General features: G+C 73.2%; 9 protein-coding genes and 2 pseudogenes. 3 read left to right on the top strand and 8 right to left on the bottom strand.

Features of this window, described 5'->3' with window-relative positions; translation table 11 throughout:
* Positions 1–83: 83 nt before the first annotated feature.
* A pseudogene (locus ABZS71_RS05485) lies at positions 84–299 on the bottom strand (SpoIIE family protein phosphatase); the annotation flags it as partial.
* A gap of 37 nt (positions 300–336) precedes the next feature.
* On the opposite strand from ABZS71_RS05485, the gene ABZS71_RS05490 reads away from it, so the two are divergent.
* Entirely contained in the window at positions 337–1,125 is a 789-nt protein-coding gene (locus tag ABZS71_RS05490) for a DNA-formamidopyrimidine glycosylase family protein (RefSeq protein WP_356207771.1), read from the top strand.
* 292 nt (positions 1,126–1,417) lie between these two features.
* Positions 1,418–1,513 (top strand): annotated as a pseudogene (locus ABZS71_RS05495) (cbb3-type cytochrome c oxidase subunit I); the annotation flags it as partial.
* Here ABZS71_RS05495 and ABZS71_RS05500 read toward each other — a convergent pair.
* The 6 genes from ABZS71_RS05500 to ABZS71_RS05525 form a co-directional block, all read right to left on the bottom strand.
* Complete coding sequence (locus ABZS71_RS05500) at positions 1,509–3,446, bottom strand: transglycosylase domain-containing protein (RefSeq protein WP_356207772.1); 1,938 nt, start codon at positions 3,444–3,446, stop codon at positions 1,509–1,511. The pseudogene ABZS71_RS05495 and the gene ABZS71_RS05500 sit on opposite strands and share 5 nt — an antisense overlap.
* A gap of 128 nt (positions 3,447–3,574) precedes the next feature.
* Positions 3,575–4,834: a HAMP domain-containing sensor histidine kinase gene (locus ABZS71_RS05505; RefSeq protein ID WP_356207773.1), complete on the bottom strand. Its 1,260-nt coding sequence runs from the start codon at positions 4,832–4,834 to the stop codon at positions 3,575–3,577.
* Positions 4,835–4,836: 2 nt separating this feature from the next.
* A complete protein-coding gene (gene cseB, locus ABZS71_RS05510) occupies positions 4,837–5,595 on the bottom strand; it encodes a two-component system response regulator CseB (protein ID WP_355845741.1) in 759 nt (252 codons plus the stop codon).
* Positions 5,592–6,248, bottom strand: a complete 657-nt coding sequence (locus tag ABZS71_RS05515) for a hypothetical protein (RefSeq protein WP_356207775.1) — start codon at positions 6,246–6,248, stop codon at positions 5,592–5,594. Before ABZS71_RS05515 ends, cseB begins: the two co-directional genes overlap by 4 nt.
* Before the next feature lie 203 nt (positions 6,249–6,451).
* Complete coding sequence (locus tag ABZS71_RS05520) at positions 6,452–7,027, bottom strand: LuxR C-terminal-related transcriptional regulator (protein WP_355845735.1); 576 nt, start codon at positions 7,025–7,027, stop codon at positions 6,452–6,454.
* A gap of 427 nt (positions 7,028–7,454) precedes the next feature.
* The gene (locus tag ABZS71_RS05525) at positions 7,455–8,111 is read right to left on the bottom strand and encodes a hypothetical protein (RefSeq protein WP_356207776.1); all 657 of its coding nucleotides are present in this window, start codon (positions 8,109–8,111) and stop codon (positions 7,455–7,457) included.
* Positions 8,112–8,211: 100 nt separating this feature from the next.
* Here ABZS71_RS05525 and ABZS71_RS05530 point away from each other — a divergent pair, with 100 nt between their 5' ends.
* Positions 8,212–12,786, top strand: a complete 4,575-nt coding sequence (locus ABZS71_RS05530) for a cation-transporting P-type ATPase (protein ID WP_356207778.1) — start codon at positions 8,212–8,214, stop codon at positions 12,784–12,786.
* On the opposite strand, the gene ABZS71_RS05535 is transcribed toward ABZS71_RS05530, so the two are convergent.
* A complete protein-coding gene (locus ABZS71_RS05535; RefSeq protein WP_356207779.1) occupies positions 12,701–14,692 on the bottom strand; it encodes an FAD-binding protein in 1,992 nt (663 codons plus the stop codon). The two genes, ABZS71_RS05530 and ABZS71_RS05535, sit on opposite strands and share 86 nt — an antisense overlap.
* Positions 14,693–14,825 lie beyond the last annotated feature (133 nt).

Below are 14,825 nucleotides of genomic sequence, written 5' to 3' on the forward strand. Positions count from 1 at the left end.
GAGCCGCCGCCTGGAGGAGAGGCCGCCCCGCCCCCCGATGGCCCGCTCGATGAGGATCATCGCCGCGTCGTCAGCAGCTCGTACTCGCGCTCCAGGGCAGCCGTGCGGCGGCGCATCACCTCGGTCAGGTCCCGCTCGTAGTGCACGGCCTCCCGGAAGGCGCCCAGGACGGCCGCGGCGGAGCGCACCGCCGCCAGCCCCTTGCCCCGTACATCCCCGACGATCAGCCGGACCCCGTAGCGGGTGCCCATCGCCTCGTAGAGATCGCCGCCGATCCGCGCTTTGCGCTCGGCCGCCATACATGCACACCGTGCGAATGGGTCGTAATCTGGCGCTATGCCCGAGCTACCGGACGTCGAGGGCTTCCGGCACACGCTGGCCTCCTGCGCGCGGGGCCGTCGCGTCGAGCGCGTCGAGGTGGCCGACCCGGGGGTGCTGCACGGGGTGACCCCGCAGCGGCTGAACCGGGACCTGAAGGGCCGCCGCTTCGCGGAGCCGCGGCGGCACGGCAAGTGGCTGATCGCCCCCACCGACGGCCCCACGGTCCTGCTGCACTTCGGCATGACCGGCCGACTGGTCTGCGGCGCGGCGACCGATCCGCCCGGCCGGTTCGAGCGCGTCGCCCTCGCCCTCGACGACGGACACCGGCTCGGCTACGAGGACCAGCGCAAGCTGCGGGGCATCTGGCTCGCGGCCACCGAAGCCGACACCGACCGGATCCTCGGCGAGCAGGGCCCGGATGCCCTGACCCTGAGCCGGGCCGACTTCGACAAGCGCCTCGAGGGGCGGCGCGGCGGCATCAAGTCCACGCTGACCGATCAGTCCGTGGTCGCCGGGCTTGGCAATCTGCTCAGCGACGAGATCCTGTGGCGGGCCCGGATCCATCCGCGACGCCCCACGAGCGCGCTGACCACCGACGAACGCCGGCGGCTGCACACCGCGATGCGCGAGGTGCTGCGCACCTCGGTGCGGGCGGAGGAGATACCCGCCCGCCCGAGCTGGCTCACCGGCCACCGTGACGACCCGGACCCGCACTGCCCGCGCTGTGGCCACCCGCTGCGGCGCACCCGGATCGCGGGGCGGACCAGCGTCTGGTGCCCGCACTGCCAGCCGGAGGCCTCCTGACCCGCCTCCCGTGACCCGTCCGGCCCTCACATCCAGGCCGAGTAGGACATCACCTCGCCCGCCTTGATCCGGTATGCGGGACCGTCCCGGGTGACCGTCTCCTCGATGTCCAGCACCTCCCGTCGTCCGGATCGAGGACGACCAGATACCGGGCCCCGTGGCCGGGGGTGAACCCGAACGGCGTCGTCGGTGCTCATGATCCGTAGGTGTCCGGCACGTCCCCGATCGTCACACCCGGGAGAAGGCGATACGCCAGGGGCCGTCCCGGTGACGATCCGAACGGTGCCGGACCGCGGCCAATGGTGGCGCCTTGCTCTGGCAGCACCTCTTCTGGTTCTTCGGCCATCCCGAGGTGAACATCATCGCGCTGCCGTTCTTCGGCATCATTCTGCCTTCTCGGCGGCGCGGTCCTCAGCGGCGGGGCCGCCGCGCTGGCCCTGCGGTAGCCCGGAGGGCAACTCCGGGGACGGCACCTCCCCCGTCCCCGGCTCCACGTCCAGGTTGAACGAGGACCCGGGCGTACCGCGCAGCGCCGCGTCGGTGTAGGCGGTCCAGATCCCCGCGACGCGCTTCGTGCCGGTGTCCTTCAGCCGGATCTGTTTCTGGTTCCTGGCGTCCTCGCCGAACAGGGCGACGGCGGTGACCAGATCCGGGGTGTAGCCGATGAACCAGGACGCCTTCTTGTCGTCGGAGACACCGGTCTTGCCCGCGACCGGCCGTTTGGCGGCGCGTGCCGCGGACGGCCCGTCGCCTTCGATCAGACCAAAGGTGACGACGGAGGCCGTCGTGCGGTGGACCGCCTGATCGCCCAGGGCCTTCGGCGGTCCGGCCCTCTCGTCACCGCGCTGCGCGGACCTCACGATGGTCGGGGTGACCCGCCGGCCCTGGTTGTCGAAGGAGGCATAGACCCCGGCCATCCTGAGGGGGCTCGACCCCATCAGCCCCAGCGCCACCGACTGCTGGGTGTCGAAGCCGCCGCCGTCCGGGTCCATGCCCAGGGCCACGGCGGTCCGTTTCACCTCCGCCGTTCCGTCGCCGCTCTGGCTGTTCCGCAGTTTGAGCTCTGCCGCCGTGGCGTTGTTGACCGGTTGGAAGACGGCGCCGACCTGGTAGTCGCCGCGGGTCGCGTTGGAGAGATAGTGCTTGGTGTAGTCCCGGCCGCCGTAGAGCGCCAGCACCCGGCCGGTCTTCGGGTCCACCGAGACCGCGCCGCCCTGGGTGTCGGCGGCGTCCTTACGCGCCTGCTTGCCCGTGGCCGAGGCGTCGAGCCCCTTGCGCATCGAGTCCTCCAGTGCCTGCTGCTTGGCCGGGTCGACGTTGAGGGTGACGGTCCAGCCGCCGGCGGCGAGTTCCTGCTCGCTGACGCCCGCGGCGATGAGCTCGTTCCCGGCGGCGTCGACGAGATACCCGGCCTGGCCGCCGAGACCGGGGGCGGGGTCAGGGGCGATCGGCACGGGGAAGCGCATCCGCTGCCGCGCGGCCGGGTCCAGCCAGTGCATGTCGACCATATTGTTCAGCACATAGTTCCAGCGCTGGGTGACCAGCCGCTTCCCCTGGGGGCTCGCGACCGCCCAGTCGTACTGGCTGGGGGCCTGCACCAGCGCCGCCAGATACGCGCCCTCTTCGACGCTGAGGTCCTCGACGTCCTTGTCGTAGTACGCACGGGCCGCGGCCTGGATGCCATAGGCGATCCGCCCGAAGTAGCTGGTGTTCAGATACCCGGCGAGGATGTCGTCCTTGGAGTTGCGCTGGTCGACCTTGAGCGAGATCACCAGCTCCTTGATCTTGCGGGTGGCCGTCTGCTCCTGGCTGAGGTAGTAGTTCTTGACGTACTGCTGGGTGATGGTCGAACCGCCCTGGGCGCCCTTTCCCGCCACCGTGTTGACCAGTCCGCGCAGGACGCCCATCGGGTCGACGCCGGAGTCCTGGTAGAAGGACTTGTTCTCGGCCGCGACGAACGCCCGCTGCACGACCTTGGGCACCCGGCTGATCGGGACCATCTCACGGTTGATCTCGCCGGTGCGGGCGAGGATCGTTCCGTCGGCGTACTTGTAGACGTTGCTCTGCGCCTTCGCCTGGGCGTTGGCCTTGGGTATGTCGATGGAGTAGTAGAGCACGGTGAACGCCCCGATCAGCAGGGCGCACAGGGCGATGATGTACGCCAGCACCCTGCGCCAGGTGAAGAAGCGCCGTATGCCCGTGCGTTGCTTCTTCCCCCTGGTCCCCTGCCTCCGACGCCGGCCCGGGGGCCTGGCGTCCTCCGCCGTCTCCGCCCGGTCCGGCTTACGCCGGGTGCGCAGGGCTGTCAGCGGACTTGTCATACCGGGAGCACCTCCGTCGATCCCTGCCGCGAGTGGTTCGCAGGGGCCGCCGTCATCCTCGGCAGTGAATATCTTCGGAACCGCAAAGGCGGGTCTCGACCCTGCCTCGACTACCGCTCAACTGTGTATCAGCCGTGTATCGGCCCGGGCCCCGGGCCCTCGGGAAGGCGCAACGTGGCGATCGCGCCGCCGTCGGATGCGTTGCCGAACTCCAGCGTGGCGCCGATGACCTGGGCCTGCCCCGCCGCGATGGTCAGCCCGAGGCCATGGCCCCGGCCGCGTTCCCGGACGCCGGTACGGAACCGCTGCGGGCCCTTCTCCAGCAGATCGTCCGGGTAGCCGGAGCCGTGGTCGCGCACGGTCACCGTGCTGCCATCCGCCGCCACCGTCACCTCGACCGGTTCCCGGCCATGACGGTGGCCGTTGGCCACGAGGTTGGCCACGATGCGCTCCAGGCGGCGGGGGTCCGTCCACACCTTCGGGCCCTCCCCGTCCCGTACGCCCTCCTCCTCGCCGGTCCGCAGCCGTACGGCGAGCCCTGTACGCGCGATGACCTCATCGAGGACGGGCCCGAGCGGGCAGGGGGACAGATCCGCCTCCTCCGCCCCCGCGTCCAGCCGAGAGATCTCCAGCAGATCCTCGACCAGGGTGCTCAGCACCCGCACCCGGTCGCGCACGTATCCCGCCGCCTCACCGGGTGGGAGCAGCTCGGCGGCGGTGACCAGGCCCATCAGCGGGGTGCGCAGCTCATGCGCCACATCGGCGGTGAACCGCTGCTCGCTCAGCAGCCGCTCCTGCAGCGCGGCGGCCATCGAGTCCACGGCGCCGGAGATCTCGGCGATCTCGTCGTGCGGGCGCGTAGCGGCGGAGATCCGGGCGTCCAGATCGCCGGCCGCGATCCGGCGCGCGGTGGCGGCCGCGGTCCGCAGCCGCCGGCTCATCCGCTCGGCGGTCAGCACGCCCAGCGGCAGTACCACGGTGGTGGTCACCAGACCGGCCAGAATGATGTTGGTGTCGAGTGCGCCGATGTTCCGCATCGAGGTGCTCATATCGATGCGTACGGAGAGGGTCTGGCCGCCCGCGGGCCGGGCCGCCCACATCGCGGGCCCACCCGGACCGTTGACAAACTCGGTGCCCTGGTGCCCCTTGCCCACCAGGCGCCGCAGGCCCCCCGGGAGCGCCGGGGCCTCCAGGACCGCGCCCGAGCCCTGGACCCCGCCGGTGCGGGCATAGGTGAGCGCGGCCCGGTCGAGTGTGGTGCGAGCGGCGTCACGCGCCCGCGAGAGCTCGCGCTCGCGCGAGGCGTTGTGCACCAGAACCCCGACCGCCGCCGCGGCGGCGCAGGTCGCCGCGGCCACCAGCGCCACGATCCGCCATCTGAGCGTCATCGTCAGCGCCGCAGCTTGTAGCCGAAGCCGCGGACCGTCTCGATCCGTTCGGCGCCTATCTTCGCCCGCAGCCGCTGCACATGGAGGTCGACCACGCGGGTGTCGCCCTGCCACGCATGGTCCCAGACCCGGCTCAGCAGCGTACGGCGTTCGAGCACCACACCGGGCGAGGCGGCGAACTCCAGCAGCATCCGCAGCTCGGTCGGGGTCAGGGCCAGCGGCTGCCCGGCGCGGCACACCTCCATACCGCGGGTGTCGATGGTCAGATCGCCGAAGACGAGCGTGTCCGTCCCCTCCGCCGGGTCCGTCCCGTCCGCCCCGGCGTCGCGCGCGCCGCGGGCGGCGGGGGCGAAGGAGACCCGGCGCAGCAGCGAGCGGATCCGGGCGACCAGGACCGCGCTCTCGCACGGCTTGACCACATAGTCGTCGGCGCCCGCCTCCAGACCGGAGACGACGTCCAGGGCGTCGCCGCGCGCGGACATCATCAGAATCGGCGCCAGGCTGAACTCCCGGACCCTGCGGCACAGTCCGATGCCGTCCAGCTCCGGCAGCATGATGTCCAGAAGCAGCAGATCGGGCTGTTCCTCGCGGAAGACCTCCAGACCGGTGAGCCCGTCGCCCGCGGTGAACACCGTGAAGCCGTACCGCTCCAGGGACATCCGCACCGTGTTACGGATCACCTCGTCGTCCTCGACCAGCAGCAGACGCGCCTCGGTCGCGGAGCCGGGGGCGGGACCGTGCGGGGTGAACGCGGGGGTCATGGTGTCGTCCTCGTATCCGTACTCGGGCCCGTACCTGGTGTGATGCCGCCGTCCGCGGGCCGCGGGGGATCGGCGGCACCCTCGGGAGTGACGGCCGCCATGACATCACCGTTCCAGCGGAAGCGGGTGGTGAACCGGCCATCGTTGCCGGTGGCGGTGATGAGCAGATCGCGGCCGAAGGTGTCGCCCGTGAGCCCCAGCGGGCCCCAGTAGATCAGCACCAGGCGGACCGTGCGGCCCGGGGCCGCGGAGTAGACCTGGAGCAGCGTCCGCTCGAACTCCGGCAGATCGACCGCCACCACCATCTCGGCCCGGCCGTCGCCGGTCAGATCACGGCGGACGGCGTCGCGCAGCGGGCAGCCGCCGGCCGTGCACGTGGAGACCACCTTGTGCACGGCCTCCGGCACATTGGGGTCGTGCTCCAGCAGCGTCTTCGCGGACAGGGCGGCCAGCCCGCGCGCGGGCACCTGGACGTTCTTGACGGGCAGATAGCGCTTGGAGGAGGGCGGCTTGGTGGCCGCGGGCAGGAACGGCGGGGTGTAGCCGGGCCACAGCGGTACGGCGCTGCTGGGCGCCGACAGCGTGGGCGCGGTGCCGTCGTCCCGCACCCCGCCCTGGGGCGCGCAGCCGGCGGCCCCCACGGCAGCGCTCACGGCGAGCAGAGTGGAGACAACGCCGCGTGGAAGCCGGTGGCCAGGGCGCGGCCGCGGCGGGCGCCGCTCGGAGGGGAAGGAGTGCATGGCCGTCCCAGCCTACTGAGCGCCGGACGCGCCCTGGCGCGATGACCGCGGAACTCAGGCCGCCCGGACGCGGGACGGCGCGGCGCGACCGCCGTCGCGTGGATGGTGGAACGGGGCTACTTCACAAAGTCCGGGAGCACCCGGGCCGGCCAGGTGCCCACGGTCAGCATGCCCGCCGCGTAGGCGCGCGCGACCAGGGCGGCGCGGTTGGGCGCCTTCATCTTCCGCAGCATCGACCCCACGTGGTACTCGACGCCCTGCCGGCTGAGATAGAGCTTGGCGGCCATCTGCACGGTCGAGGCGCCCGTGGCCACCCCTTCGAGTATCCGGGCCTCCAGCGGCGACAGCAGCTTCCCGCAATGGGGGGTGAGCTCGTCATCGGCCCGTTCGTCATCCGGCTTCACCAGGACGACGATGGCCGACAGCCGGTCGGACCGGCCCTGGATGGCCGTACCGGTCAGCTTGCCCGAGAACACCCCGCCCCGTGAGCGGTATCCGACGACGCGCTCGGTGAAGCGGGTGCGCCGCCCGTCGTGCAGCCGCGAGAAGTGCTCCCGTAGTACGGAGGGCGCGCTGGGGTGCAGCAACTCGAAGAGATTGCGACCGCACAGATCGGCCGAGGAGCCGCCGAAGTGCCGGAAGAAGTCGTCGTCTCCGGCCAGCACATGGAGATCCGGGGCGAGGGTGGCCATTCCAGTGGCGTGCCGCGCGGTGGGCGGCACCGCTTGTCCGGGCGCTCCGGGCGCTCCGGGGGCTGCCTGAGCGCTGTGGGGGAGGGCCAAGGGGTGTCACCGCTTCCTGTCGTTTCACCAACGAAGTGGACGCCGTCATCGTGCGAACATCGTGCGAATCCCCCAGGTCGCGGCCGTCCGGCTCGCCTCGGAACCGGCAAGGGAACGGTCCCCGGGGGGAGTTCATGGCACGGGTGTGAAGTCCGCTTCTTGGTGTATACCAACACTCTGGGCCTTTTCCGCTGCCCGTATCGAGAAGAGTCGTGCCCGTTTGCTGCCCGAACGGGCAGGACGGCCGGGCCGTGCGAGAAGGCGCCTGTGGCGGAGGGCCGAGGTGCGCCTGCCGCCCGCCGGGGTGGCGGTGCGGCGGCGCTCGCGGCGGCAGCTCCTATGCCGCCTGACGGGTCTCGGACGGCGGGGCCATGATCCCGCCCTTGCGCAGCACCGCGTAGCCGACGCCGATCCCCACGGCCACCGGCCATTCGAGCACCTCCGCGGCGCCCAGCGCGCCGAGCCCCACGTACAGGGGCAGTCCGCCCTTGGCGGGCAGCACCCGGCGGGCCATCGCGATCGGCGCCATCGCCGCGTTCACGGCGCCGCTCGCCGCGCGGCCCGTGACATGGCCGACGTTTCCGAGCGTGCCCTTGGTGACCTCCCCGACGCTGCCGAGGGTGTCCTTCGTGGCGTGCCCGACCGTGTCCAGTGTGGGCACGGTGAAGGTGACGCTGCGCTTGCCGTCGCTCCGGGTGGTCTTCACCGCCGCGGCGGCCTTCGCCGTCGTCCCCTTCCTGGCCGTCGTCGCCCTGTCGCCCGTCGTCGGCTTCTTGGCCTCTGGCGACTTCTTGCCCTCTTCTGGCGACTTCTTGCCCTGTGGCGACTTCTTCGCCGGAGTCGACTTCCCGGCCGTCTTCCTGGCCGTCTTCGCTGGTGTGGTGGTCTTCTTGGCCTGCGCGGACTGGGGCTTCGCCGTCCTGCCGCCGGTGCGCGCCGATGCCTTCGCGGTCCCCGAGGAGCCGCGCTTGCGAGAAGTGGTGGGAGTGGTCACTGGTCTCACGTCCACACGTACTTGGCGTCGGAATCTTCTGCCTCTTTCAGGGTAATCGGGATGAACCGGGCAAGCTGCCCGGGGAGCGGAGGTCTCGCCGATGTCATGGCTGTCAGTGCTGCGTATGCCGACGCCCTCGCTGGTGAGGCCCCTCTCCGGCGGGCTGGCTGAGGGGGTACGCGGCGCGGTCGACGCCTTCGGCCGGCTGATCCGGCCGGACAGACGCGGGGTCTGGGGTTACCCGGGGCGCTACTACATCGAGGTCCGTGGCGTGCACGGCATCGGCGGCGAGCAGGTGGCGCGCCGCGTGGAACAAGCCCTCGAAGAGCACCCCCGGGTGCAGTGGGCACGGGTCAACGCGCCCTCCGAGCGGGTCGTGGTGGCCGTGACGAGCCCGCCCCCGCGTGAGTCGGAACTGATCGCCCGGGTCGAGCGCGCGGAGGCGCACGGCGCCGCCGCGCACGCCGAGGAGTTCGACGAGTGGTCCCCCGAGCCGCGCCACCCCTCCGGCGGGCCGAGGACGGCCCAGTCCCTCTCCGTGCTGGCCGCCGACGTCGTGGGCCTGAGCGTCGCCACCGCCCTGCGGCTGGCCCCGTGGCTCAAGCTGCCGACCGAGGTGGCCGCGGGCATGTCCGTCGTCCAGCACCACCCGCGACTGCGGCGGCTGGCCCTCGCCATCACCGGCGGGGAGGCGACCGACGCGGGCCTGCCCGTGCTCAGCGCGCTGACCCAGGGCGTGGCCACCCAGGGCGGGGGCCTCGCGCTGGACATCTTCCAGCGCACGGCCCTGTGGCGGGAGGCCGGCGCGGAGGGCGAGGCATGGGCGGCGATGGAGCCCCAGCTGGTCCACGGACCGCAGGACGTGGAGGCCGATCCGATCGTCGTCGAGCGGCCCGGACCGCCCCCGAGAGACCGCGTGGAGCGCTTCGCGGAGCGCTCCATGGCTGCCGGGGCGGTGGCCGGCGCCCTCGCCGTCCCCTTCGCCGGCCCGCGCCGCGGCCTGGCTGTGGCGTTCTCGTCGGTGCCGAAGGCCCCCGGGGCCGGGCGGGAGGGGTTCGCGACCAGCCTCGGCCAGTTCCTGGCGCTGCGCGGCGTACTGGCCATGGACCGCAGCGCCCTGCGGCGGCTGGGACAGGTCGACACCGTGGTGCTGGACGAGGCGGCGCTGCGCAGCGACCAGTACGAACCCGTCGACCTGGAACTCCTCGGCGGCGCGGACCCCGAGCGGACCACCGAGCGGCTCTTCGGCCTCTTCGACCCCGACGAGCCCCTGGAGGTCCACCGCGACAACGGATGGGTGCTCGGCCCGCTGGACCGGCTCGACCTCACGGGCCGCACGGGCCGGCACACCGCGGCGAGGCTCCGCCGGAGGGGCAGCGAGCGGGTGCTCGGCCTGGCCCGGGGGCGGCGGCTCCAGGCGGTGGTGGGGCTGGCCGCGCAGACCGTTCCCGGCGCGGAGGCCGTGGCGGCCGCCGCCCGCCGGGCGGGGGCCCGGATCGTCCTGGCCACCGACCGGCCGGACCCCGCCGTCACCTTCGCCGACGCGGTGGCGCCCGCCGGAGGCCGGCTGGTGGCCACCGTACGCGGCCTGCAGGCCGACGGAGCGGTCGTCCTGCTCCTCTCCGGCAACCGCCGGGCGCTGGGAGCGGCCGACTGCGGCGTCGGAGTGCACCGCGAGGGCGAGCCCCCGGCCTGGGGCGCCCATCTGCTCGTCAGCGCGGACCTGGAGTCGGCCGGGCTCATCGTGGACGCCGTGGGCGTGGCCGCGCGGGTCGACCGGGAGAGCACCCTGCTGTCGGCGGGCGGCAGCGCCGTCGGCGCCGTCGCCGCGCTCCAGGCTCCGCCGGACCAGGCGGCGGCACGCGGCACAGGGGCCGGCAACGCCGCCGGGACCGTGGCCTTCTTCCTCGGCACCTGGCGCGTACGCCAGCTCCTCGCCCGCCCCATGGACCCGCCGGTGACCACCGTCCCCTGGCATCTGATGCCCGTCCCCCGGGTGCTGGAGCGCCTGGGCACCCGGCCCGACGGCCTGACCCCCGAGGAGGCCGCCGCCCGGTCCGGGGAGGGGCCGAGCAGAGGCGAGCCGGCCCGCACCAGCCTGCCCGCGGCGTTCATCGAGGAGCTGGCCAACCCGCTGACCCCCGTCCTCGCCGCCGGGGCCGCCCTGGCCGCCGCCGTGGGGTCGCGCACCGACGCCGCCCTCGTGGCCGCCATCACCGCCACCTCCGCGCTCGTCGGCGGCTTCCAGCGGGTCAGGACCGAACGGGCCCTGTCCGAGCTGTTCGCCCGGTCCGCGATCGGCGCCCGGGTGCGCCGCGGCGGTACGGAACGCCTGGTCACCGCCGGAGACCTGGTCCCCGGCGACATCATCGTGCTGCGCCCCGAGGACGTGGTGCCCGCCGACTGCCGGCTGCTGGAAGCCGACGGCCTCGAGGTCGACGAGTCCTCGCTGACCGGCGAATCCCTCCCCGTCCGCAAGGACCCGGCGCCGGTCGTGGCCGCGCACATCACCCAGCGTTGCTCGATGCTCTTCGAGGGCACCACCGTCTCCGCCGGCCGGGCTCTGGCCGTCGTCGTGGCGACCGGACCCTCCACCGAGGTCGGCCGGAGCCTGGCCACCGCCCGCCAGGCCGCCCCTGTGACCGGTGTCGAGGCCCGTCTGACCAAGCTCACCCGGGCCAGCCTGCCCATCGCGATCGGATCCGCCGCCGCCGTCTCCGGAGCGGGGCTGCTGCACGGGCTTCCGCTCACCGAGAACCTCGCCTCGGCGGTCAACCTCGCCGTCGCCTCCGTACCCGAAGGGCTTCCGTTCCTCGTCAACGCGGCCCAACTCGCCGCCGCCCGCCGCCTGGCCGACCTCAGCGCCCTGGTCCGCAACCCCCGCACCATCGAGGCGCTCGGCCGCGCCGACGTCCTGTGCTTCGACAAGACCGGAACCCTCACCGAAGGCAATCTCCAGCTCGCGGCGGTCAGCCACGGTGTGGACGCGCTGCCCGCCGACCGGCTCGACGCCTCCCGCAAGGCGGTGCTCGCCGCCGCCCTGCGCGCCACCCCGCCCGCCCGGCAGTCCGAGCCCATGGCGCACCAGACCGACCGAGCGGTCACCGCCGGGGCGCGCCGGGCCGGAGTCGCCGCACGCCGCGGCGCGCCCCGCTGGCGGCGCACCGACGCCCTGCCCTTCGAACCCTCCCGCGCCTACCACGCCACCGGGGGGCGCACCGCACACGGCGCCCTGCTCAGTGTGAAGGGCGCGCCGGAAGCGGTGCTGGGCCGCTGCACCGGGCGGCGGATAGCGGGCACGACCGGCACCACCGCCCTGGACGCCGCCGGGATCAAGGAGTTGACCAAGGCCGCCGAGGAGCTGGCCGGCGCCGGACGGCGGGTCCTGGCGGTGGCCGAGCGCCCCATGCGGGACGACGAGGAGCTCACCGACGAGGCCGTACGGGACCTGGTCTTCCTCGGTTTCATCGCCCTCGCCGACCCCGTCCGTACCAGCGCCGCCCCCGCCACCGCGCGGCTGCGCGAGGCGGGGGTGCACACCGTGATGCTCACCGGCGACCACCCGGCCACCGCGGACGCCATCGCGGCCACCGTCATGGACGTCGCCGAGCCGAAGGTGTGCACCGGGCCGGAGCTGGACGAGATGGACGACGAGGAGCTCGACGAGCTGCTGCCGACGGTGGATGTCATCGCCCGGTGCAGCCCGCACCACAAGGTCCGTATCGTCCAGGCGTATCAGCGGCTCGGCCGGGTCGTGGCGATGACCGGCGACGGCGCAAACGACGCCCCCGCCATCCGGCTCGCGGACGTCGGCATCGCCCTGGGGCGGCGCGGCACCCCCGCCGCGACCGCCGCCGCCGACCTGGTCGTCACCGACGACCGGCTGGAGACGATCGTCTCGGCCCTGATGGAGGGGCGCGCCATGTGGGCCTCGGTCAGGGCCGCGCTCGCCATCCTCATCGGCGGCAACTTCGGCGAGGTCACCTTCAGCGTGCTCACCTCCGCGCTCACCGGCAGTACACCGCTGAGCGCCCGGCAGATCATGCTGGTCAATCTGCTCACCGACCTCGCGCCCGCGCTCGCCATCGCGGTGCGCGAACCCACCGGGCACACCGGCGAACGGCTGTTGCGGGAAGGCCCCAGCCGCTCCCTGGGCCGCGCGCTCACCAAGGAGATGCTGCTGCGCGGCGTCATCACGGCCGCCGGCGCCGGTCTGGCCTGGACGGGCGCGCGGCTGACCGGCACCAGACGCCGGGCCGGTACGGTCGCGCTCGCCGCCCTGGTCGGCACCCAGCTGGCGCAGACCCTGGCCACCGGCGGCCTGGACCGGCATGTGCTGATCGCGGGCCTCGGCTCCGCCGCGGTCCTCGCCGCCATCATCCAGACGCCGGGCGTCAGCCAGTTCTTCGACTGCACCCCGCTCGGCCCGCTCGCCTGGGCCATCACCCTGGGCTCGATCGCCACGGCCACGCTGTTCGGCCCGGTGCTCGCGCCGCTGGTCCGCGAGCGTGGTCCGCGAGCCGGAGGAGTCACGGTCCGGGGCATCCTGAGCGGAACGGAGCGCGGAGCGCGGAGCGCAACGGCTCGGGTCAGCGGGGCAGATACGAGGGGAAGACGCCCTCGGGGTCATAGCGCGCCCGCAGCGCCTCCAGCCGCTCCCAATCGGCCGGTGTGAAGGACCGCTCGGCCCGGGACAGACCCGCCGTGAGATCGGCCTCGGCGATGTAGTGCCCCGTGCCCAGCGGCTCCAGCGTGTCCATCGTCCGGCGCAGCCAGCGGAGATTGGCCCCGTCCTGGTCGGGGTCGTCCCAGACCGCGTACGGAATCACGTAGTTCTCGCCCAGTACCGAGAACACCATGTTCCGCACGTGCGCCGGATTCCGGGAGGCGGGTGCGAGCGGCGCCAGGACAAGGGACTTCTCGGACGGCGCCATGGCCACCGCGTCGCCGCAGAGCGCCAGCAGGGTGCCCAGGTCCTCGTTCGACCACAGGGTGTCCACCGCATAGCGATGCCCTGCGGGCCATACCGCGTCGGAGGCGTCGTACATTGCCTCGAAGGACGTCGGCTCGTCCTCCTTCCGGGCCAGGGCGCGTTCGGCGAAGGGGCAGGCCCGGAGCGGGGCGAGCGAGCGGACCGCCTCCTGCCGTGAGTCAGCGAAGGCGGTGGCGGTCACGGACACCACCGTGGGCCTCGGCGATGCCGTGGAGGTGGCCGGACCGGCGGTGGCCAGGGTCAGACCCGGCTCGACACTCGCGGGCAACTCGCCCTCGATATCGGCGATCCAGCGCGCCACCGGCTCGACGTCCGCCCGGGGAAAGGTGTACGCGGTCGTCGTGATCGCCGACGGAAGCGGGTACAGCCGCAGCCGGAACCGGGTGACGACCGCGAAGAAGCCGGGGCCCGCGCCGCGCGCCGCCCAGAACAGATCCGGGTTCTCCTCGGCGTCGCAGCTGACCACTTCGCCGTCCGCGGTCACGGCCTCGATCCCGAGAACGCCGGCGCACGCCGGCCCCAGGGCGCGGGGGTTCCAGCCCAGACCGCCGCCGAGCAGATATCCGCCGAGGGCGACGGACGGGCAGTGCCCCAAGGGAAAGGCGAGGCCGTACCGGGCGAGTTCCGAGACGAGTGCACGCCCCGTGACACCGGGCTGCACCTCCGCGGTGCGGGCGTCCGGATCGACCGTGCGGCCGCGGAGCCGGGACAGGTCGATGAGCATGGCACCCTCGCGCAGGGGCGAGCCGCACCAACTGTGCCCGCCCGCCCGTACGCTGACGCGCAAGGACCGGGACCGGGCCAGCCGGACGGCTTCCGGGACGTCCCGCTCCGACGCGGCCAGCACGATCACATCGGGAAACCGCGCCGGTTTGAGCCCGTTCCACAGCATGCTCGCCCAGAGGCTCTCGTACCCGGCGTCGCCCCGCTCGACGAGCGTTCCCTCGATGTGTGAGGCCTGCGCGTGTCCGCTCATCATGACCTCCCTGCCTGCCGGTTTGCGGTGGCGACCGCCCGGGATGACGCTGGAGATCCGGTACGCGGCGATCGCGCGATGACGGGAGGAGACGTCTCCAGAGTACCGGCCGGGCGTCGCGGGCTGCGGAGCCCGCGGTGTACGGTCCGGGGTGCGCGAAGGAAGGCAAGGGGTGGCGTTTCGACGGCTCCTCGCCGGGTTCACCAGCGGACGGCGGTGAAGTCGACCGGACGGGGCCGCAACTCCGCCACGCGCGGTCAGTTCCCTCATGCGGTGGGCCATCTCGGCGGCGGCCAGGCGGCGTCGGTCACCGTGGCCCGGCAGCAGCCACTCGCACAGCAGCACGGTGTCGTCCAGCTCCAGCGGGAACGGGTCAAGGGCGGGGTCGAGGCGCCCTCCGGGGTGGCGGATCGACCGGGTGGGGCAGGCGAACGCGGCGGAGTGCAGCCGCCCGGTCTCCGCCGCGTCACGCGGCTGGCGCAGCATCCGCGAGCGGCCGTCGATCTCGCCGATGAGCTCCGGGGCGAGCTGCCGGGCCACATCGCAGTTCGTGCAGCGGTCGTCCACGAACCAGCCGTCCCGCCCCTCGGCCTTCTCCGCCGTGTCGCTCATGGTGTGAGGTCCGCCTGCCGTCGTCGTGCGGCGGCTCCCCGGCCGCTTTCTCATGGATATCCCGCCGGGTGCGGCGAAAAGAAGAGGGTGCCCTTCTTGTACTTTTCGGGGCAGACGTCTCTCTCGATGGGGT

It is taken from the genome of Streptomyces sp. NPDC005393, from assembly GCF_040606675.1.
Taxonomy (GTDB): Bacteria; Actinomycetota; Actinomycetes; order Streptomycetales; family Streptomycetaceae; genus Streptomyces.